At 57.2% G+C, this 20,885-nt stretch carries 19 protein-coding genes, 1 tRNA gene and 1 riboswitch; of the genes, 14 read left to right on the forward strand and 6 right to left on the reverse strand.

The genetic code is table 11. The features are described from left to right. Nucleotides 1–3: 3 nt before the first annotated feature. The gene (locus C7H10_RS06240; RefSeq protein WP_106694183.1) at nucleotides 4–906 is read right to left on the reverse strand and encodes a BrxR family helix-turn-helix transcriptional regulator; all 903 of its coding nucleotides are present in this window, start codon (nucleotides 904–906) and stop codon (nucleotides 4–6) included. 249 nt (nucleotides 907–1,155) lie between these two features. Between C7H10_RS06240 and C7H10_RS06245 the strand changes: the two genes are divergently transcribed. From C7H10_RS06245 to C7H10_RS06280, 8 genes are all read left to right on the forward strand, one after another. Then, the gene (locus tag C7H10_RS06245; protein ID WP_061331339.1) at nucleotides 1,156–2,439 is read left to right on the forward strand and encodes an MFS transporter; all 1,284 of its coding nucleotides are present in this window, start codon (nucleotides 1,156–1,158) and stop codon (nucleotides 2,437–2,439) included. 162 nt (nucleotides 2,440–2,601) lie between these two features. Next, nucleotides 2,602–3,027, forward strand: coding sequence for a MarR family transcriptional regulator (locus tag C7H10_RS06250; protein ID WP_058092884.1), 426 nt, complete (start codon nucleotides 2,602–2,604; stop codon nucleotides 3,025–3,027). 3 nt (nucleotides 3,028–3,030) lie between these two features. Further along, the gene (locus tag C7H10_RS06255; RefSeq protein ID WP_106694184.1) at nucleotides 3,031–4,422 is read left to right on the forward strand and encodes a DHA2 family efflux MFS transporter permease subunit; all 1,392 of its coding nucleotides are present in this window, start codon (nucleotides 3,031–3,033) and stop codon (nucleotides 4,420–4,422) included. A gap of 46 nt (nucleotides 4,423–4,468) precedes the next feature. Further along, a riboswitch (yybP-ykoY riboswitch) is annotated at nucleotides 4,469–4,574 on the forward strand. A gap of 84 nt (nucleotides 4,575–4,658) precedes the next feature. Then, nucleotides 4,659–5,228 carry a TMEM165/GDT1 family protein gene (locus tag C7H10_RS06260; protein WP_106694185.1) on the forward strand — a complete coding sequence of 190 codons (570 nt, stop codon included), beginning with the start codon at nucleotides 4,659–4,661 and terminating at the stop codon, nucleotides 5,226–5,228. A 60-nt stretch (nucleotides 5,229–5,288) separates the two neighbouring features. Continuing rightward, entirely contained in the window at nucleotides 5,289–6,329 is a 1,041-nt protein-coding gene (locus C7H10_RS06265; protein ID WP_374787089.1) for a L,D-transpeptidase family protein, read from the forward strand. Between the two features lie 70 nt (nucleotides 6,330–6,399). Beyond that, nucleotides 6,400–7,152 (forward strand): SDR family oxidoreductase, encoded by a 753-nt coding sequence (locus C7H10_RS06270; RefSeq protein WP_106694186.1) that lies wholly within the window; start codon nucleotides 6,400–6,402, stop codon nucleotides 7,150–7,152. A gap of 22 nt (nucleotides 7,153–7,174) precedes the next feature. Then, nucleotides 7,175–8,635 (forward strand): NfeD family protein, encoded by a 1,461-nt coding sequence (locus C7H10_RS06275; RefSeq protein ID WP_061331334.1) that lies wholly within the window; start codon nucleotides 7,175–7,177, stop codon nucleotides 8,633–8,635. A gap of 42 nt (nucleotides 8,636–8,677) precedes the next feature. Next, nucleotides 8,678–9,463, forward strand: coding sequence for a slipin family protein (locus tag C7H10_RS06280; protein WP_106694188.1), 786 nt, complete (start codon nucleotides 8,678–8,680; stop codon nucleotides 9,461–9,463). A gap of 66 nt (nucleotides 9,464–9,529) precedes the next feature. Here the strand turns inward: C7H10_RS06280 and C7H10_RS06285 are convergent, their stop codons facing one another. From C7H10_RS06285 to C7H10_RS06295, 3 genes are all read right to left on the reverse strand, one after another. Continuing rightward, on the reverse strand, nucleotides 9,530–9,811 hold the full coding sequence (locus C7H10_RS06285) for an Lpp/OprI family alanine-zipper lipoprotein (protein WP_061331332.1): 282 nt from the start codon (nucleotides 9,809–9,811) through the stop codon (nucleotides 9,530–9,532). Nucleotides 9,812–10,020: 209 nt separating this feature from the next. Next, on the reverse strand, nucleotides 10,021–10,575 hold the full coding sequence (locus C7H10_RS06290) for a L,D-transpeptidase family protein (protein ID WP_106694189.1): 555 nt from the start codon (nucleotides 10,573–10,575) through the stop codon (nucleotides 10,021–10,023). A 123-nt stretch (nucleotides 10,576–10,698) separates the two neighbouring features. Further along, nucleotides 10,699–12,411 carry a potassium/proton antiporter gene (locus C7H10_RS06295; RefSeq protein WP_061331330.1) on the reverse strand — a complete coding sequence of 571 codons (1,713 nt, stop codon included), beginning with the start codon at nucleotides 12,409–12,411 and terminating at the stop codon, nucleotides 10,699–10,701. A gap of 71 nt (nucleotides 12,412–12,482) precedes the next feature. On the opposite strand from C7H10_RS06295, the gene C7H10_RS06300 reads away from it, so the two are divergent. The 3 genes from C7H10_RS06300 to C7H10_RS06310 all read left to right on the forward strand — a co-directional run bounded on the left by C7H10_RS06300 (nucleotide 12,483) and on the right by C7H10_RS06310 (nucleotide 16,008). Continuing rightward, nucleotides 12,483–12,556 (forward strand) — tRNA-Gly (locus C7H10_RS06300). Between the two features lie 246 nt (nucleotides 12,557–12,802). Next, entirely contained in the window at nucleotides 12,803–15,127 is a 2,325-nt protein-coding gene (locus C7H10_RS06305; RefSeq protein WP_106694190.1) for a putative bifunctional diguanylate cyclase/phosphodiesterase, read from the forward strand. Continuing rightward, the gene (locus C7H10_RS06310) at nucleotides 15,124–16,008 is read left to right on the forward strand and encodes a phosphate/phosphite/phosphonate ABC transporter substrate-binding protein (RefSeq protein ID WP_106694191.1); all 885 of its coding nucleotides are present in this window, start codon (nucleotides 15,124–15,126) and stop codon (nucleotides 16,006–16,008) included. Before C7H10_RS06305 ends, C7H10_RS06310 begins: the two co-directional genes overlap by 4 nt. A 34-nt stretch (nucleotides 16,009–16,042) precedes the next feature. Here the strand turns inward: C7H10_RS06310 and C7H10_RS06315 are convergent, their stop codons facing one another. Next, nucleotides 16,043–17,353, reverse strand: a complete 1,311-nt coding sequence (locus tag C7H10_RS06315) for an NAD(P)/FAD-dependent oxidoreductase (protein WP_106694192.1) — start codon at nucleotides 17,351–17,353, stop codon at nucleotides 16,043–16,045. Nucleotides 17,354–17,680: 327 nt separating this feature from the next. Here C7H10_RS06315 and C7H10_RS06320 point away from each other — a divergent pair, with 327 nt between their 5' ends. From C7H10_RS06320 to C7H10_RS06330, 3 genes are all read left to right on the forward strand, one after another. Next, on the forward strand, nucleotides 17,681–18,304 hold the full coding sequence (locus tag C7H10_RS06320; RefSeq protein ID WP_106694193.1) for a YbhB/YbcL family Raf kinase inhibitor-like protein: 624 nt from the start codon (nucleotides 17,681–17,683) through the stop codon (nucleotides 18,302–18,304). A 135-nt stretch (nucleotides 18,305–18,439) separates the two neighbouring features. Then, nucleotides 18,440–19,291 (forward strand): UDP-2,3-diacylglucosamine diphosphatase, encoded by an 852-nt coding sequence (locus tag C7H10_RS06325; protein ID WP_106694503.1) that lies wholly within the window; start codon nucleotides 18,440–18,442, stop codon nucleotides 19,289–19,291. A gap of 87 nt (nucleotides 19,292–19,378) precedes the next feature. Beyond that, nucleotides 19,379–20,143, forward strand: a complete 765-nt coding sequence (locus C7H10_RS06330; RefSeq protein WP_106694194.1) for a substrate-binding periplasmic protein — start codon at nucleotides 19,379–19,381, stop codon at nucleotides 20,141–20,143. A gap of 48 nt (nucleotides 20,144–20,191) precedes the next feature. Here C7H10_RS06330 and C7H10_RS06335 read toward each other — a convergent pair whose 3' ends face one another. Continuing rightward, a complete protein-coding gene (locus C7H10_RS06335) occupies nucleotides 20,192–20,797 on the reverse strand; it encodes a TetR/AcrR family transcriptional regulator (protein WP_106694195.1) in 606 nt (201 codons plus the stop codon). Nucleotides 20,798–20,885: the final 88 nt, after the last annotated feature.

Below are 20,885 nucleotides of genomic sequence, written 5' to 3' on the forward strand. Positions count from 1 at the left end.
AGTCTAGCAGAGACCGGCCACCGCTTTGAGTGCCCGTTCGCGCTTGCTTCCAAAGCCAAGCTGGTCCGGGTTGGCCAGTTCCAGCTGCTGCACCAGTGGGTCCGGGTGGCTATTGTCAAAGGTAATTCCGAGCCGGGACAGGACATAGGGCGCCAACGCTGCACGGGTTTCGATGCTGAGGCAGCCCTGTTCCATACCGTAGTCGTTGGCAATGATCTGTTGTTGCGCCTCGGTCAGGCGCTGATCAGGTGCGATCTCCAGGGTGACCAGGCGTTGCCAGTCTTCATCCTGCTGCGCGGCGTGCCTGGATTTCTGCCGGAGTGCCTCCGGCTGGCCCTGAAAACGGCTCAGGGCGAAATCCCGGAATTCCCGGTTGGCATTGCACCAGGCCCGCACATGCCAGCTGTTACCCGTGCATACCAGTGAATGCGGCTCCAGCAGGCTGTCGGCAGCTTCCGGTCGGCTCAGGGACACGTAACTGGCCTTGAGTTGGCGGTGATAACGGGTAGCGTTAACCACAGCCCGCATGGTTTCCGGGGCGATGCGCCGGGACGGTTCCGGGATGACGGCATTGCCCGGCAGTCCAAGCTCCAGGTCAGAAAACGTGTCGCTCAGGCTCTGTTGCCGCGCAAGCAGGTCTTGATATTCGCTAACCTGGCCCCGTGTTACCACCGGTTTGAAACCGGCTGCCGGCACATAACCTTTCAGGTGCCGGTCGTAAACCAGGTTGCCGGGAGCCAGTTCCCGCAAGTAGGTGTTGATATCCTTTGATGCCTGCTGGCGACCAATGCCGAAACTGTGGCAGATGTGGTTAGTGGTCAGGCGTCCTTCCCACAAGGCGATGATTTCAATCAGTCGATAGCGAAGCAGTAAATCCCAGCGAATGGGCCAGTCCGTTTTCTTCATAACCAGGCGCTCACGGTCCGAGTAAGTAGCTTGATGTTTATGTTACCCGCTACGGCTATCAGGTTCTGTTACGGCCCATTAATGTAAAACATTGTCAAATACCGCGCCACTACTGGGTTCGAGGTCTCGGCAACTGCTTAGTGGAGTCGTCTGGCGATGGCTGGTTAAATACACACCAGCAGACAACCCATAACGTTGCTATCTTTTCTTTACTGTCACCCTGATGTAACCCAATACCCGGAGCCACTCATGACCCGAATGGTCACCTCCCTTTCGGCGCTGATCCTCAGCATTGTGTTGCTGGTCAGCGGCAATGCGTTTCTGATGACGCTGCTGGGTATTCGCCTGAGTATCGAAGAAGTCTCACCCAATGTCATTGGCTGGGTGCTGGTGTGCTATTCCATCGGTTTTGTCCTTGGCACCCTGTATGTCCACAAGATTATTGGCAGGGTAGGCCATATCCGCGCCTTTGCGGCATTTGCTGCTATGGCTGCCGTGGTGTCGCTGATGTATCCGATGGCGGTGTCGATGATTTTCTGGGCGGTCCTTCGGGTACTGTCTGGCTTCACCATCGCCGGTGTGTTGGTGGTGATTGAAAGCTGGTTCTCCAGCCGTGCCACTAACGCCAACCGGGGTGCGCTGTTTGCCGTTTACCAGATTGTTTTCTACTTGTCGGCCGCCGGCGGCCAGTTGATTGTCAACGTGGGTGACCCGGGCAGTTTCCTGCCGTTTTCGCTGGCGGCCATCCTGCTGACTCTCGCCCTGATTCCTCTGGCTCTCACTCGAATGGAAGCGCCGGCGATTGAGCAGGTGCACCGGATGTCGATCTTCAAACTCGGGCGGGAATCATTTTCCGGTGTCGCTGGCGCGCTGATCAGCGGCGTCATGATTGGCGGCTTCTATGCACTGGGGCCGGTATACGCCACGTTAGTGGGGCTGGACGTGGCCAGAACTTCGACCTTCATGGCCAGCGCCATCATTGCTGCCATGTTGTTGGCCTGGCCATTGGGCCGGGTGTGCGATCGATTTGACCGACGCCGGGTGATGTTCTGGGTGGCACTGATTGCTTCCGCTTCGGCCGTTGGGGTTGGCGTTTTCGGGGCGGCAAGCCTGGCGTTGCTCACCTTGCTGGTAGGACTTTTTACCGGTCTGTCGGCCACTCTGTACCCAATCGCGGTGGCCATCACCAACGACCGCATGGACAGCAACCGGATTGTCGCCGCCAGTGCCACGCTGTTGCTGAGCTACGGTATTGGCAGCGTGATCGGGCCGATCACCATGGCGGAGTTAATCAACATCATGGGGCCCTCCGGCCTGTTCTATGGCAATGCCGGCTTCCTGGTGTTGCTGGCAGTGATCACTAGCTACCGGATCAGCCACACCGACGACGTGCCGGTGGAGGAGCAGGAGCACTTTGTCCCGGCCATGCCGGAGGCGTCTCCGGTGCTTTCCGAGCTGGACCCGCGTAATACCGAGTTCCACGAATCTCCGGAAGTGGAGGAAATGCAGGAAGAGTTGCGTCAGGCTGGCTGACGCGCCTTTCGGTTTTCCCCAATTATATTTTCACCCTGATATCTGTTTTTATTTCAATGGTTAGCTTACTATTGGTGAATTTCCAATAAGGTAAGTGTTTTCTCGGTTTTCGGGGTGGCGTTTGCTTGTCCCATGCCGGATCACCATCAGGAGTGTTTAACCATGAGAGATCAATTCCCGTTTGCCGTTGCCCGGGTTACCCGCCGCTGGCGCAAGATGCTGGATGAGCGGTTGAAAGACTTGGGAGTCACGCAGGCTCGCTGGAGCACCATGGTGTATCTGCAGCAGGGTGGTGAAGGCCTTACCCAGCGCGAACTGGCCAGTCTGATGGCCATTGAAAATCCTACCCTGGTCAGGTTGCTTGATAGCCTGGAGCAGCAGGAGTTGATTGAGCGACGCCCCTGCCCGAACGATCGGCGCGCCCGCCGGTTGCATCTGACCAAGGCCGGTGCCGAGTTCATGGATGAGCTGTCCGAGCGTGCCGCTGTGTTGCGTGAAGAGATGCTGGAGGGCGTGACTGACAAGGAAATCGAATGCGCGCTCAAGGTGTTCCACAAAATTATGGATAATGCCGAGAAGCAGAAGTAACGCTTGATCGATAATTCTGTCGAGGGCCTGACCGCCCGTTACGGCGAACGCTGGCGCTGGCTGGCCGTTGCTACGGTTGTCCTTGGCACCATGGCCACGGTGCTCAGCGCCACGGTGGTGAATGTTGCGCTCCATGACATCATGATGGAGTTCGGCATTCGCCAGGGCCAGGTGCACTGGCTGGCCACCGGATTCATCGCCGCCATGACCACCACCATGCTGGCGTCCGCCTGGCTGCTGGACCGTTTTGGTGTGCGCCTGACCCTGGGTGTTGCCATGGCGGTGTTCACCGTCATATCCCTTGTCGGCGGCTTTGCCGAGTCTCCTGAACAGCTGATTGCCGCCAGAATAGGCCAGGGCGCCATGGCCGGGTTGATGCAACCCATGGGCATGTACCTGGTGTTCCGGATATTTCCGGCAGACAGGCGTGGTCAAGCCATGGGCATTTATGGCATGGGGGTGATTCTGGCACCGGCATTGGGCCCTGTGCTGGGTGGCTTTCTGGTGGACCAGTTCAACTGGCGCTATGTGATGTTTGCGCCGGCACCGGTCACCCTTCTGGGTGTCTGGATGGCCTGGCGGTTCCTGCCGCTGCCCCGCTCCCGCCCTGCGCCTTATCCCTTTGATCTGCCCGGTTTGTTACTGCTTGGGGCAACCATCGCCCTGACCCTCGATACCCTGACCCGAATGCAGGCCTGGCCAGGCCAGGAACTGCGAATCGTGATGCAATGGGCGTTGGCCCTTGGCCTTCTGTTCGCCTTTGTCTTTCGGGAACGCACGGCGAAGCATCCCCTGGTTAACCTGCTACTGTTGCGCCAACCGGTGTTTCTGTTCGCCACGCTGGGCGCCATGGCGCTTGGGCTGGCGCTGTTTGGCTCAACCTACCTGATTCCCCTGTTTGTGCAGACCACGCTGGGCTTCTCCGCGACGGAGGCGGGTCTGCTGATGCTGCCCGCCGGGGTGGTGCTGGGCATTGTTTTTCCGCTGTCAGGCCGGCTGGCAGACAAGCGCAGCGCCCGCAGCCTGGTGCTGTTTGGAATCGGGGTGTTCGCCCTGTCTGCGGTCCTGTTTGCTCTGACCGGCCAGTACGCTGGGTTTGGCTGGCTGGTACTCTGGGCAGTGTTGGGCCGGATTGGGATTGGCTTTATGCTGCCGGCCCTGTCCACCGGTGCGCTGAATCCACTGCCCAAGGAACAGCTGGGCGCCGGGTCCAGCACCATCAATTTCGCCCGCCAACTCGGGGGTGCCCTGGGGGTAAATGTGGTGGCACTGACCATCGAGTTCGGTGAACACCAGGGCAGTGTGCCTACCGTGGCTGCGTTCGAGGCAGCCTGGTGGCTGGTAGCGGTGTTTGTGGCGTTGGCTGCCGTGCCGGTCTGGAAAATGCGGGTGTAAGGTGGCCAGTTGCCATTTCCGGCGGGATTCATTAGCATGTGCCCAACTTCGGGGGAGTAGCCTTCGCTTCTGGGTAGCAGGAGCGGACGGTAGTCAACATACTTGGAGCTCATTCTCCATGGCTACCGTGTTCCGTGATTGATCGCGGAATTGGCAAGACCTGAGGCAGCTCACCTCCACTGGGCGGAAGGTGAGCTGTCTCATGTCTGACGATTTCCGCCCTGAGGTCTCTTCGAATGGATGCGTTTCTCGCTTCAACCCTTGCCGTGGCCGTTGCCGAAATTGGCGACAAAACCCAGCTCCTGTCTCTTTTCCTGGTTGCCCGATACGCAAAGCGTACCCCTATCATTCTTGGTATTCTGGTTGCGACCGTGCTCAATCACGCGCTCTCAGCGTGGCTGGGGGCCTGGGTGGCCAGCTGGATTCCGTCCCAGTGGCTGCCCTGGATTCTCGCAGTGAGCTTTGTCGCCATCGCCCTGTGGTTGCTGATACCGGATAAAGACGACAGTGCCGAATCTCGGTTTCTCGGCATGGGCGCCTTCTGGGCTACTACGGTAATGTTCTTCTTGGCGGAGATAGGTGATAAAACCCAAGTGGCTACGGTGGTCCTGGCGGCAAGGTATACGGAAACGTTATGGGTTATCATCGGCACGACGGTAGGCATGCTCCTGGCCAATATTCCGGTGATCCTGGCAGGGCGCTGGCTAATGGAGCGACTGCCGCTGGCGACGGCCAGGATCAGTGCCAGCGTATTGTTTGTGGTGCTGGCGGTGGTAACGGTCTGGACCACCCTGGTGAACTCCTGACACGGAACCGTGTCTTTCAGAGCAGAGGCCCGGAATGAATGTTTATGGGAACTGGTTGATATGTGGTTGAAAAAATGTGTCGCCGTTCTGGTGTGCCTGATGTTCCTGGCGTCAGCTGTCAATGCTGCGCAGAACCAAAAGCCGTCAGACACTGCAACGGTGGAAAACGATCGTTCGCCCCGGGTACCAACGTTCGCTCTTAACGGCGATCTGGCGGGGGAGCTGCAGGTTTTCACGACCCGCTATGAGGATACCTTTGCTGCTATTGGCCATGATGAGGCTCTGGGTTACCTGGAGTTGGTGAAGGCCAATCCGGGTGTTGACCCCTGGTTACCGGGAGACGGCACGACCATTACCCTGCCGCGTATGTATGTTCTGCCCGATGCACGCCGGGAAGGCATCGTGATTAACCTGGCCGAGTATCGGCTCTATTATTTCACCAACGATGGCGTTCAGGTGTATCCGGTGGGCATTGGGCGTGAAGAGAATCCGTCACCGCTAACCGACGCCGAGGTAACCATGCCACTGGAATCGCCTGCGTGGTATCCGCCGGCCAGTATCCGGGCATCCTATGAGGCCCGTGGAGAGTATCTGCCGCGTATGATCCCGCCCGGCCCGGATAATCCGCTTGGCACTCATGCCCTGATGTTAAGCGAGAAAGGCTACCTGATCCACGGAACCAATAAGCGTTTCGGTATCGGCTTGCCGGTCAGTGCCGGCTGTTTCCGTATGTACAACGAAGACATTTCCCGGTTTGTCTATCAGGTTCAGAAGGGCACGTCGGTCCAGATTATTCGCGAACCTGTCAAGCTTGGCTTGTCTGGCGGCGAGGTTTGGCTTGAAGTGCACCGGCCCCATGAAGATTACTCGCCCGAGGATCGCGAACAGCTATGGCGTGTAACACTGGAAAAATTGGAAGCCTTCCGCCAGCAACACCCGGATGTGGAAGTCCAGCGCCGGTCCATCGAGCTGGTGGTGGATCAGGCCGATGGCATTCCCACCATGGTCGGTGAGCGGCTGACCCGGGTGGCTTCTGATAAGGGGCAGACGGAAAGCAACCCGGAAGAGCCTGCAGAGCCGGAGCAAAAGCTGTACTTTTGACCCTGGCGCCAGGCTTTGCTGAAGTACCCGCTCCGCGACAACCAATAATAACCAAACGGCAGGAGTACTCATGAGTCGTACTATACTGATTACCGGAGCCAGTTCCGGACTGGGTGAAGGCATGGCCCGGGAGTTTGCTGCCCGGGGTGATCACCTTGCCCTGTGTGCCCGTCGTACCGAGCGGCTGGACCAGCTCCGGGCCGAGCTGGAGGGCATCTATCCGGGAGTGAAGATTAGTGTGCGGGCCCTGGATGTGAATGATCACGCACAAGTGGCCGAGGTTTTTCAGGCTTTCCGGGAGGAGTTTGGTCAGCTCGACAGGATCATCGTCAATGCCGGGATTGGCAAGGGGCAGCCGCTGGGCACCGGGCGCTTTGATGCCAACCGGCAGACCGCAGAAACCAATTTTGTTTCCGCCCTGGCCCAGATAGAAGCCGCCATGGAGATTTTCCGGGCACAGAACCATGGTCACCTGGTTGCCGTATCATCGGTAACGGCTGTTCGGGGGATGCCGGGCAACGTCACCACCTATGCGGCGACCAAGGCCGGATTGGCGGCACTTTGCGAGGGTTTGCGTGTCGAACTGAAAAAACGCCGGTCTCCCATTCGCGTGACCACGCTCTATCCGGGGTATATCCGGACTGAGATCAACGAAAAGGTCAAGAACACACCTTTCATTGTGGACGCGAAGACCGGATGCCGGGCCATGGTCCGTGCCATTGAGTCCGGCAAGGCCGAACGTTTTGTGCCAGGTTGGCCCTGGACGCCCATTGGTTTCATACTGAGGCGACTGCCGGAGTCCGTACTGGCCCGAATATTCTGATCACTCTGCCTGGGAGATCGCCATGACGCCAAACCCGATGCAACGTCAGAACCTCCGCTTGCCCCTCTGGTCCCTGATTTTTTTCCTGGGAGGGCTGCTGGGACTGATCGGGGCTTCCTGGCAGGCAATTGCCCAGCAGGACACGCCGAGAACGGCACTGGTATTGACGGTCGAGGGTGCTATCGGCCCGGCCACAATGGATTATGTCACCCGTGGCATCAGACGGGCCGAGCAGGAGAATGCTGGCCTGGTCATTCTGGAAATGGATACGCCGGGTGGCCTGATGGATTCCATGCGGGAAATCATCAAAACCATCCTCGCCTCCGAGGTGCCGGTGGCAACCTACGTGTCACCCCAGGGCGCCCGCGCCGCCAGTGCCGGTACCTTCATCCTCTACGGCAGTCATATTGCGGCTATGGCGCCCGCCACCAACCTCGGTTCGGCAACGCCGGTTCAGATGGGCGGCCTGCCAGGCTCGCCAGAGCAAGAACCGGAGCAGCCCGCCGGGGACGACGAAGCTTCAGAGACCAGTGCCGACGACTCGGCCGCCGAACCACAGAAACGCCGGGGCGACACGGCGATGGAGCGTAAGGTTCTGGAGGATGCCGTCAGTTATATCCGTGGCTTGGCCGAGCGCCATGGTCGGAATGCCGACTGGGCGGAAGAGGCCGTCCGCGAAGCCGTCAACCTCGGCGCAACCGAGGCGCTGGAACTGAATGTTATCGATGTCGTGGCGCCTAACCTCCGCGAATTGCTGGAGGCCATTGATGGTCGCACCGTGCAGATGGCCACCGGCGAGCGGGAGCTGGTCACGGCGGACCTGGAACTGGTCCGTTCAGAACCGGATTGGCGAACCCGGTTACTGTCGGTGATCACCGATCCGAACGTCGCCTATTTCCTGATGATCATCGGTTTCTACGGCATTATCTTTGAACTGTCGAATCCCGGTGCCGTGTTCCCCGGGGTGATCGGTGCTATCTGTCTGATACTCGCGTTGTTTGCATTTCAGGTGTTGTCGGTGAATTACGCCGGCCTTGCCTTGATTCTGTTGGGGCTGGCGTTCATCGTGGGGGAAGCCTTCATGCCTAGTTTCGGCATTCTTGGTGTCGGTGGCATAGTCGCCTTTGTCACGGGATCGGTGATTCTGATGGATGGCAGCCACTCGGATATCTCATTGCCCACCGTTGGCGGCACGGCTGTTGTGGCGGGCGGGTTTATTCTCTGGACGGTTACCCGCTTCATCGGTTTGCGACGCCGTACGCCGGTCAGTGGCAGCGAACACATGGCTGAGGAAAAAGGCGTGGCACTGGACGACTTTGAATCTTCTTATGACGGCTACAAGGGCCATGTCCGAGTCAGTGGGGAGCGTTGGAATGCCCGTTGTCCGCATCAGATCACCAAGGGCACGCAGGTGCAGGTAAACGGTATGGAGGGGCTGACCCTTCTGGTTGAAGCCAGGCCTGATTCTGATCAAGGTCATTGAACGAGCAATTCGTACTAACCAACGGCAAATCAAGGAGGCCGTATGAACCTGGGTGACATTATTCCCTATATTGCACCGACTGTGGTGCTGCTTCTGATTCTCGGTTCCGCCATCAAGATCCTGCCGGAATACGAGCGCGGTGTGGTGTTTTTCCTGGGCCGCTTTCAGGGTGTCAAAGGCCCCGGCCTGATCATCGTCATCCCCGGAATTCAGCAAATTGTCCGGGTGGATCTGCGGGTGATCACCCTGGATGTCCCAAGCCAGGATGTTATTTCCAAAGACAACGTGACGGTCAGAGTAAATGCAGTGCTGTACTTCCGCGTGGTTGACCCCGAGAAGGCGATTATCCGGGTCGAAGACTATGGCGCTGCTACCAGCCAGTTGGCGCAAACAACCTTGCGCTCTGTGCTCGGCAAACACGATCTCGATGAAATGCTGTCTGAGCGAGACAAGCTGAATTCGGATATTCAGGAAATCATTGATTCCCAGACCGAGGATTGGGGTATCAAGGTGGCCAATGTGGAAATCAAACACGTTGACCTGAATGAGTCGATGATTCGTGCGATTGCCCGGCAGGCTGAGGCTGAGCGGGAACGTCGTGCGAAGGTCATCCACGCAGAGGGCGAATTGCAGGCTTCCAAAAAGCTGGTCGAGGCCGCAGAGGTGATGTCTGTGAATTCCGGTGCCATGCAGTTGCGTTATCTGCAGACCCTGTCAGACATGAGCAACAACAACTCCTCCACAATTGTGTTCCCGCTACCGATGGACATGATGAAAACCTTTATGCAAAACCAGCAACAGAAGGCTTCCGGCAACCCGGAGGGGTAAGACAAAACATTTTGAGCGAGCACAAAAAAGGCCGGTTGAACCGGCCTTTTTTGCTAAACGGCAGCCTTACTTCTGGCTGGCACGCTCGAGCATGCGCTTGGCGCGCTCGTTCGCTTCGTCAGCGGACTTCTGAGCAGCACGGGCAGCAGCCAGGGCTTCTTCAGCAGTCTGCTGAGCAGTGCGAGCGGAGCTTGCAGCGCTGTTAGCAGTGTTCAGAGCGTTGTTAGCAGTTTGCTCGGCGGAGCTTGCAGTCGCATTGGCCTCGTCGATAGCGCCCTGCTCAGTGGTGGCACAGCCTGCAGTCAGAGCAGCGGCCATTGCAAACCCGGCGATCGTCAGTTTACGCATGGTAAATCCCCTTATTGGTCGTTTTATTTCCTGTGATCCAGAAGTCATTAAGACGACTTCCTGTCAGCTAAGCCCGATAGGCGTTGACTACCGGAGTCGTCAAACAGTGTAAAACACTCAGAGACAAAATGTTAACTAAGGATACGTAAATTTTCTTAGGCTATGACAACAACTTAATACTCCCGTCATGAACGGGGTGGGTTCTGCGGTCAGGGAAGAATCCGAATGGGGGTGCCGTTATCGACCAGTGCCCAGATCTCATCCATCTCTTCATTGGTGACCGCAATACAGCCTTCGGTCCAGTCCAGGCCGGTATACGCGAAGGCAAGGTCGCCCGCTTCGTTGGGCAGTCCGTGGATCATGATGCTGCCGCCGGGATTAAGCCCCCAGGCTTCGGCCAGCTCCCGGTCACGGGCGTTCGGGTAGGATATATGGATGGACTTGTAGAAATCGCTGTTCGCGTTGCGCCAATCGAGAATGTAATCCCCTTCTGGCGTTCGCTTGTCACCCTCATACAGCTTGTGTCCTACCGGATTGCCTCCCAGTGAAATCCGATAGCTGCGCACCTTGTGCTCACCGCTCAACAGATAAAGCCTGCGCTCACTTTTGCGCACCAGAACCTTGGTGATGTTCAGGTGCTCTTCCAGCGTTGGTTCGCTGCCAGGCATGGCCATGCGTGTATCAGCCCGGGCCAGCAACTCCGAGCTACTGGCCATGGCAGGCAATACGACAAGCATTAGTGATAGAAAAACTCTGAAGATCATGATGCTGGCACAGGTCGCTGGATGGTTAAACTTTGTTCACGTGTGTTTATAACATAGCCAGCAAGGGGATTGATAAGGGGTTTTGTTACGGTTTTTGGTTTTCCTGCACAAACCGGACGGGCGTCACGCATCCATTTTCAGGCCAACCTTGGTTACCCGGTCGGCTTCGGTGGCCCGGGCCACGAGCGTTACTGGCCCCAATATGACGGTGTCGCCAACGACTGGATGCCCCTTGGTGCGTTTGGCGAAACACTCGGCCAGCGACAACTCGGGAGGCAACTCGTCGAACTCGATACCATAGACCTGTTCCACATCGCCGAGCAGGGCATCTCCGTTCAGCACGAAGTCGCCGAAGAAGGCTCGCTCTGCCAGGTGTTTCGGAGCTTGCCGCCCGCTCAATGCCTTGCCGAGATCGGGTAGAACCGACGGCGTGGCGAACATGGCCAACATATCGCCGGCGGTCACTTCGAGGTCCTTTGTGGGCTGAAGGCACTTACGGTCGCGAAACACCCCGGCCACGGCGGTGTTTTCCGGCAGGCGCAGCTGGCCAAGGGCTCTGGGCTTGTCCCAACCCTTGCCCCGGAGTGGAAACAGCATCAGCTCGTGGTCGCCAGCGGCGGGCGCATCCAGTGGTAGCCGCCGGTAGGGATCTTCGCCGGCGGGAACTTCAAGCCGCAACTTGCGGGCGAGAGGTGCCATGGTGGTGCCCTGCACAATCAGCGACACCAGAACGATAAAGAACGCCGCGTGGAAAACCAGTTGCGCATCTGGCAGGTCGGCAATGATCGGGAACAGCGCCAAAACAATGGGCACCGCGCCTCGCAGGCCCACCCAGCTGATAAAGCCCAGCTCCCGCCGGTTGAAGCCGAATGGCCAGAGCGTGATCAGCACGGTTAATGGCCGAATAACAAAGATAAGCGCCAGAGCCAGCACCAAACCGGCGCCTGCCAGGGGGATCAGGTCTGATGGGCTCACCAGCAGGCCGAGCATCAGGAACAGACAGAGCTGTGCCAGCCAGGCCATGCCGTCGTGCACCTGAAGAATCATCGGCATCATCCGGACATGACGGTTTCCAATGACCACACCGCACAGGTAAATGGCGAGGAATCCGCTGCCTCCGACAGCGTTGGTGGCTGAAAACACCGAAATGCCGGCCGCACCCACCAGCAGGGGGTACAGCGCGGGGGTCAGGCGCATCCGATTGGCCAGTTCCACCACCAGAAAGCCACCCAGAACGCCGGCTGCGGCGCCGATGCCGAACTGTTGTACCAGCATGATCAGGCCCGAGAGAATGGACCCCTGCTCATGTTGGCCAATCAAGGTCACCAGCATCAGGGTGAGGAAAATGGCCATCGGGTCGTTACTGCCAGACTCGATCTCAAGGGTGGCACTGACCCGCTCGTTCAGGTGCAGGCCCCGGCCCTGCAGCAGAGAGAAGACCGCGGCCGCATCGGTTGAGGAAATAATGGCCCCGATCAACAACGCCATCATCCAATGCAAATCGAATACCCACCATGCCACGATGGCCGCGCCACCCGCGGTCAGGGCAACGCCAAGGGTGGCAAGTACCAGGGCTGGCCGCAGACCTACCCTGAAGGTCTCTACCCGGGTGCGCATTCCGCCATCCAGCAGGATAACGGCCAGTGAAAGATTGGCGATAAGAAAAGCCAGCTCAAAGTTATTGAACTGGATGCCGCCCGGTCCATCCTCGCCCATCATCATGCCAACAGCCAGAAAAACCAGCAGCACCGGCATGCCGACCCTGCTTGAAAGCGGGCTGAGAACGATGCTGAACACAAGCATCAAGGCGCCAATCAGAGTAAACGTGGGATCCATCAGACTCCTGACCAAAGGGACTTGCCCGGACGCTGGTCCGGGCCTATATTGCTGTGGCAATCATTATGCAGGCGGGCGTAGCTCAATGGTAGAGCAGAGGCTTCCCAAGCCTACGACGTGGGTTCGATTCCCATCGCCCGCTCCAAGACACTATCTCTGCATAGTCTGCAATTTTCCACCCCCAACCTTTTTAGGATTTCCGAGGTTGGCCCCTGTGTCCTGGCTGTGAATCTGTTAACAAAGCCGGCCTGTAATGCAACTGCCACACTACGCGATTAGTGTTCGAGGCATCTGAGTTTGGCCGGCCAAACGGCACGCTCAGTTCATAGGATTAGTACGGCCACTGGAGAGGCTGCCTGTAATCTATCCCCTTTCTCCAGGTTCTAGCTTGATGACAACGAAGTCCGATACCCCCCTTAATAGCGTTCAGCTAACCATGCTGGCACTTGGGGTGATTATCGTTTTGTTCCTCTGGGTGTTATTTCTTTGGCAAGGATCATCGACAAAGGCAGAAACACTCAATGCGAGGCTGTCCGAGAACCGCAATCTGGCGTTAATTGTGTCGGAGAGCCTAAAGCAGATGACTGATCGTGCCAAGGCCATGGGTAGCTTGGTGACTGACGATGTCATCGCGCATCAAGGGGCAGAAACTCGGCTTCTGACCCTTCTGGCAGAAGATCCGGTGTTCAACCGGCTCAGTGTTTACAACTTATCTGGAGATCTGATCTATACCAGTCATTTGGGTTCAGCACGGTCAAAGCTTGGTAGTTGGTTGGCTGGAACTGAGACGCACTTTGCCGGAACTGGATCTGCGCCTGTGCTTCCCGACCGAGTTGCGGATCCTGCATACGCGCCGGGAGAACCTGCCTGGCGATTGCCATTCCTGGTTCCGCTCAGGCTGACAGACGTGTCCCAATCCTCAAGATTGATATTGATTGAGCTGGACATCGCCTACCTGGCAGGGCTTATACAGAATGTTGAGCTGGGCGCGGGCTTTATTCAGATTTTGGATTCCAGGGGTGGTGAGTGGATGCGCGCCAATGAAAGCGGCATTGTGGTCGGAGGTCCACAGGTTCCAAAAGTTCAAATTGCAGGTGAAGGTCGTGTTGTCACCGGAGAAGCCACGCTGGAGCTGGCGGGCGAGCGTTACCAGTACGTTTTTGTTACCCGTCCCGCTAACGGTTTCACCGTCAGTGTGGCCCAGCCCTATTATGAAATCTTTGCACCGATTACGCCTGGCCGGAACAAGCAACTGGTAGCTAATAGCGTGATGACGTTACTGGTTCTGGGCATTGTGTTCTGGCTCATTCGTAGCCTGACCCAGCAGCAACGGATTATGGAAGCATTGCGGTTGTCGGAGCGGAACAACCAGCGACTGATTGGGCGTCTTGAGACCGAGCATGCCCGCAGTAGCCGTGCCGCTTCCATTGATCATCTCAGTGGTCTGTTCAACCGTCGCCAGTTTCTGGATGTGGCGGATTCGCTGGTGCTGGAACAACGCCGACAGCGTAAGTTATCAACGATGCTGTTCATTGACCTGGACCGTTTCAAATCCATTAATGACTCGCTCGGTCACCATATCGGCGATCTGTTGTTGCAAGCGGTCGCGGGTCGTATTCAGCGAATGCTTGGAACAGGTGACATCGCCGCTCGTTTCGGCGGTGATGAGTTTGTGGTGTTGCTGGCTGGCGATCGCAGTGAGGCAGACATTGAGCAGTGGGCCTCAGCATTGACTGCGCACTTGTCCGCTCCCTACATGCTGGAAGGCACGGAACTGGTTACCAGTCCCAGCATCGGTATCGCCATCAGTCCTCGGGATGGCCAGAGTATTGATGAACTGACGAAATGCGCTGATGCAGCCATGTACTCGGCCAAGAAAGCCGGGCGTGGCCAATATCGCTTTTTCGACCAGTCATTGAATGTAGCTGATGTGGAAGAATTTCACTTGGAACAAGCCTTCGCCGAGGCTCTCAGAAAACGGGAGTTCGTGCTGCACTACCAGCCCCTGGTGTGTCTGGAGAGTATGGAAGTCATCGGCTATGAGGCCCTGGTGCGCTGGCAGCATCCAGGTATTGGTTTGCTTTATCCGGATCGGTTTATTCCTGTCGCCGAGAAAACGGGCTTTGTGGTGGCACTGGGTATGGAAGTACTTCGATTGGCGTGTGTCCAGATATCTGACTGGAAACAGAAATACGGTAGCTCAAAGCCAGTCGCAGTCAATGTTTCCCCGATACAGCTTGCCCAGCCGGAATTCTGTAAAGAGGTCCTGGCGATGGTGGCTGAACACGACTTGACGACAGACCTGTTGGAGCTGGAAATTACGGAAACCGCCATGCTGGAGGGCCGGGCCGTCGAGAGTCTGCACTGCCTCAAGCGGGCAGGTATCCGGCTCAGTCTTGATGATTTCGGCACCGGTTATGCAGGGTTTGCCCACCTCGAGGCGGTACCGGTAGACAAGCTGAAGATTGACCGAAGCCTGATCAATCGAATATCAAACAGCCACGATGACAGTCCCATTGTGTCCTCAACCATTATTCTGGCCAAGCGAATGGCGCTCAAGGTGGTGGCCGAGGGGGTAGAAACCCGTGAACAGCTGGTGCACCTGAAAGTCGCCGGCTGCGATATCGCTCAGGGCTATCACCTTGGGCGTCCAATGCCCGCAGAGCAAATACCAGAGTTTCTCAGAACCTTTGCAGAGGAGGCCGCCAGCGCATGAGGTTGTTGATGTTGACTATAGGGCTTGTCTTCGTGGCTTTTGCACCATTCTCCCGTGCAGAAGCCGTTCAGGAGGTCAAATCCTGCAGCATGAACCGATTGACCTTCACCATGGTTCCTAAAAAAGACATTGACCAGCAGCGCACTGAATATCGGCCGTTAATCATGCTGTTAGAACAGGGGCTTGGAATGCCAGTTGAGCTGGTCAGAGCAACTTCCTACGAAAGCGTGGTGGATGGCTTACTCTCGGGCGGTGTCGATCTGGCCGTCATGGGGCCGGCGTCCTATGTTATCGCCCACGCTCAAGATTCGGGCCTGGATGCCTTTGCGTCATTAACCACAGAGGCCGGGTTCTTTACGCCAAAGGGAAGTTTCTATTACTCGTTGTTGGTGGTTCCAAAAGCGGCAGGAATAGATAGCATTGAGCGCCTGAGACATGCCCAGGTGTTGCTGACCGACCCCTCCAGTACATCGGGGGCCCTGGTTCCAAAGAAAGAGTTTGCCACTACTATCGGCGAGCCGTTCTCCGATTTCTTTGGCGCAAACATATACGCGGGCAGCCATGACAAGGCATTGATGGCGTTGCTGGATAACAAGGCGGATGCAGCCTTTGTTTCCAGCTCAAGAGCAGATGAAGCCTACAGGCGCGGCGTGATTGATAAGAATACTCTAACCGTTCTCTGGCGCTCTGCACCGCTTCACTATGACCCGTTTGTATTCCGCAGTGGGATTTGCGAGGAAGTTCGCAGCCGGGTAATTGATTTACTGACAACACCTTCACCAATGCTTACCGAGTATTTGAATACCCAGCGCGCGATGGGAATAAACCGCGTGACCCACGATGACTACAGGGCGATTGAGGTCATCGCCCTGCCGAAATAGCCGCGTTCGGAAATTCCAGTATTCAGGTCATCATTCAATGCAACTTCAGGCGAGGATGCATCGCTCGGCTGATCTTGTCCATCAGCCAGATAATGCCCGTGCGCAGGAACCCGTGCAGGGCAACCTGGTGCATCCGGTACAGGGACACATAGAACAACCTGGCCACCTTCCCTTCGATGTACATGCTGCGACCAGACAGGTTGCCCATCAGGTTGCCGACCGTCGTGTAACGGCTGAAATTGATCAGTGAGCCATGGTCATTGTAGACAAAGGCCACTGGATCTTTGCCCTCCAGGCGGTTGCACAGGGTCTTGAACAGGGCATCGGCCTGCTGATGGGCGGCTTGGGCCCGTGGTGGCACGGGATGGTCGGAATCGGGCTGCGGGCAGGCTGCGCAATCACCGAAGGCAAAGATGTCGGTATCCCGTGTGGTTTCGAGGGTTTGTTTCACCAACAGCTGATTGCTGCGATTGGTTTCCAGGCCGCCGAGCTCCGCCAGAAACGGCGGAGCCTTGATGCCCGCGGCCCAGATGGTCATTTCAGATGGCAATTCGGTGCCGTCTTTCATGACCAGGCTGTTTTCACGCACTTCGCTGACTGGCTGCCCGGTCAGTACTTTCACCTTCTGGCGTTCCAGTTCACGGGTGGCTGCCGCTGACAGGCGCCCGGGCAGGGCCGGCAAAATCCGGTCTGCCGCTTCGATCACGCTGATGGAAACATCCGAGGACTGCAGGTGGTTCATGCCGTAGACCGGCAATTCCCTGGATGCCAGTCGCAGCTCGGCAGCCAGCTCCACACCCGTGGCGCCAGCGCCGATGATGCTGATGTTCAGAGTATGGGGTTTGCCCTGATTGGCCTCGTGGTTCTTGCGCAGGAAGGCGTTGAGCATCAGGTTATGGAATCGCCTTGCTTGCCTGAGGCTGTCGAGAAACAGGCAGTGTTCCTGGGCGCCGGGTGTGCCGAAATCGTTGGCTGTACTGCCCACGGCGATCACCAGGGTGTCGTATTGAATCCGACGCTCGGGCACCACCTCGTGGCCCTCTTCGTCCAGGAACGGCGCGATGATGATTTCCTTGGCCGCCCGATCAAGGCCGTTCATGCGCCCCAGCTGAAATTCATAGTGATGTTTCCGTGCGTGGGCCCGGTAATTAATTTCGTTGGCACTGGCGTCCAGTGAGCCGGAGGCCACTTCGTGCAGCAGAGGTTTCCAGACGTGGGTCAAGCCGGCGTCGACCAGGGAGATGCGAGCCTTGTTTTTTTTGCCGAGTTTGTTGCCGAGGCTGGTGACCAGTTCCAGGCCTCCGGCGCCACCGCCGACGACAACAATGTGATGCAGGTTTTCCATAACAGTCAGACCTTCAGAAGATGAGAGCCAAGCGCTCTCGCGGGAAAACGCTTGGCTGTCTGCTCTGATCAGTCTGACCTGTGAACACAAAAGGTAGGCTGCTAACTCCGTTATACTAACGTTGACGGCCCGGGATGACAATTGGACAGAAGTGTTGCCTGGCGGGTGCTTTGGGTTACACCTGAGCGCAGAAGCCGTGTTTTCCGCCGCTAGTTTGCTAATCTGGACAAAGACCTGACGTGGTTGATAAAACCGGAACACCGGCCGGTCCCGTATCATTCGGCGATGGCTGAATTAATCAAAAGCCGCTCGACAGGAGAGACGATCGTGAAACTAGAGGTTCGTGGTGTAGAAGAGGGACAACCCATTCCAGAGAAGTTTGCCTTTGGGGTTTTCAGCGAGCAGGACCACATGAGCTTTGGCCCCAACCGAAACCCCGAGTTGGTCTGGTCTGGGGCACCGGAGGGTACGAAGAGTTTTGTGGTGATGATGTTTGACCCGGATGTGCCCAGCGTAGCCGATGATGTGAATCAGGAAGGCAAAACCGTGCCCGCCGACCTGCCCCGGGTGGATTTCTTCCACTGGCTGCTGACAGACATTCCCGCCAATATCGGCCGCATCCCGGAAGGCGAAGACAGTGACGGCGTGTTGCCCAAGGGCAAGGACCATGGGCCGGGTCCGATTGGCGTTCGGGGCGTGAATAATTACACCCAGTTCCTTGCCGGCAACCCGGACATGGCGGGCACCTATGCCGGATATGACGGCCCCTGCCCGCCCTGGAACGACGAGATCATCCACCACTACCATTTTGAAGTGCACGCGCTGGATGTGGACAGTCTTGGTCTGGAAGGTGAGTTTGATGGGAACGATGTGCGCCAGGCGATGGCCGGCCATGTGCTGGCCAGTGCCAGGGTGACCGGCACCTACACTCTCAATCCAGATCTGCGCTGACGCTGTTTGTCGCCGGGCGGACGGTTCTTCGCCCGACTTCATAAAACTGACTTGCCATTGTCACCCGGGTGTCACCGGAGCTTGCCAAGGTTGTTACAGGAAACCGAAGGCAGGCCTGACACCACGGGAGGCACCATGCGAGCGTATCGCAGCGTATTCATTTCCGATGTTCATCTGGGAACGGCCGATTGCCAGGCCGACTACCTGCTGGATTTCCTCAACAACGTTCGCTGCCAGACGCTGTACCTGGTAGGCGACATTATCGACCTGATCGCCATGCAGCGCCGGGCCCATTTCCCGGACAGTCATCGGCAGGTTATCCACAAGCTGCTGGAGCTCGCCGCCACCGGTACCCGGGTGGTATACATTCCCGGTAATCACGACGAGTTTTTCCGGCGCTTCTGCGGTCAGACCTTCTCCGGCATAGAGCTGCAATACAAGGCAGTGCACACCACCGCCGACGGTCGTCAGTTTCTGGTCTGCCATGGCGACCAGTTCGACCAGGTGGTGCGCTGCAGCCCGCTGATGCTGCTGGTGGGAGACCGCGCCCACGGCCTGTTGCTGCGCCTGAACCGCTGGTTCAACGCCCTGCGTCGGCTTCAAGGCAAGCCTTACTGGTCGCTGGCGGCCTGGATCAAAAGCCGGATCGGTAAGGCCAGAACCTTTATCCGGCGATTCGAGCTGGCGGCGCTGACGGCTGCAGAGAAAGGTCATTACCACGGTTTTATCTGCGGCCACATCCACTCGGCAGGCTTTCTTCGCAGTGAAGATGGACTCTACTGCAACGATGGCGACTGGGTGGAGCATTGCACCGCGCTGGTTGAGCGGGACGATGGGCGGCTGGAGTTGCTGCACTGGTCAGAGCATCCGGAAATAGTAGGCTGCGAACCGGAGTCACCGGATCCTGAAGTGGCCGGTAATATGCGCCCTATGATCGATGTTTTGCCTTCGGCTTTCATCGAGCAGGCCAATCGCCTTGCCAGGTGAAGCCGGGTGGCTCGTGGTGCGGGACATTCCAGCGTAATGGTCTACACTGCAATGAAATGGAGGAGACCGATTGCCTGGAGATAACTCATGCCTTTCGCCAGACCTGATTCGAGAAGGGCGTTTTATCAGCTGGTACTGGCTTTAGCTTGCCTGTTCGCACCGCCGCTAGTCCAAGCAGAGCCGGTGTCTGGTAATGTCGAGCAGCCAAAGTTGACAGTATTGCTCGGTGAGTTTCCGCCCTATATCGAAGATGAAGCATCAGGTGGCTTTTTTATTGATGTGTTGAAAGAGCTGTCTCGTCGATCCGGTGTGTCACTTGAGTTGGTCATGCGCCCATGGCCGAGAGCTCAGCAGCAAGTGGCTTCAGGGGCCAATCTAGGCATTGCGCCGCTTACCCGCACTGAGGCCCGTGAGACGCATTACAAATGGATAGTGCCGATCCTCTCGGACCCATACTACCTGTATCGTTTGTCTTCGTCTGTCGATGAATCGCCCCGCCGGGATACTCTGATCGTTGTGCAAAGGGCAAGCCCCGGCGAAGATTTCCTACGAGACAACGGTTATGTCAATCTGTTTGCAACAAGTAGCGAGCGAATTGCCGCACGTATGCTTTTACACAAGCGAACCTCATACTGGTTTGCCCGAGAAATGGTCGCGCATGTGCTGCTTCGCCAAGAGGGAGGAAATCCTGTTGAGTTGGAGGCTTTGATGGGGTTCGACACGGATCCGATGTACTTGGCCGGAGGGCATGGCGTATCCCCGTCCATTATTGACCGTTTGCGCACGGCGATGACATCGCTCAGAGAGGATGGAACGCTTGATGAGATTTTTCGCCGTTATGTTCAGCAGTAAGCAACAGAACATAACTACCCCGAGGTATTGAAAAAACACGATTGCGCCCTAATCCCTTAACTTGTAGCTATCCAGAATCGCCGCCATGTCGTCGCCGAGCTGTTCAAGCTCGGTGGCCGACAGGTTGCGCTCAGCCATGGAGCGCAGCCCCATAATCTGGCTCTGAAGCAGCCTTGCCAGCCGCCGGCAATCGGTCTTGACGGCAATCTCTCCCTGATTTTTTGCACTTTCCAGCAGCTCGGCAAAGGACGTTTCAATAGCGGCCAGCACACTCTGGGCCTGTGAATACAGTGCCGGGTTGGTGCTGCTGGCCTCCAGCAGGGTTTTCACGATCAGGCAGGCGCGTGCGGGGGCGCAGTCAACGTCTGTGCAGCTGCTCGCGATTTTCCGAAGATACGCCTGCAACCCTTCGACAATGCTGTCATAGCCGGCCATGTGCTCTGAAAGATCAGTCCCGCCCTGTTGGGCGTAACTGGCCAGGGCTTCAGAAAACAGGCCATCTTTACTGCCAAACGTGGCGTAGATGCTGCCCGGGCGCATATCCAGCGCTTGCTCAATCTGCTTCATTGAACTGCCGTGATAGCCCTTGTGCCAGAACAGACTGACAGCCTTGGCCAAGGCTGTATCCCGGTCATAGCTTGGAGGTCTTGGCATAACGACACCCTTGTGTGGTGCTTTTGAATACTCGCTCAATTATAGCTTGAATGGCCGCTCAAAAACAGATACCGTTTGGTTGTTGAGC

This window comes from Marinobacter shengliensis (assembly GCF_003007715.1).
Classification (GTDB): domain Bacteria; phylum Pseudomonadota; class Gammaproteobacteria; order Pseudomonadales; family Oleiphilaceae; genus Marinobacter; species Marinobacter shengliensis.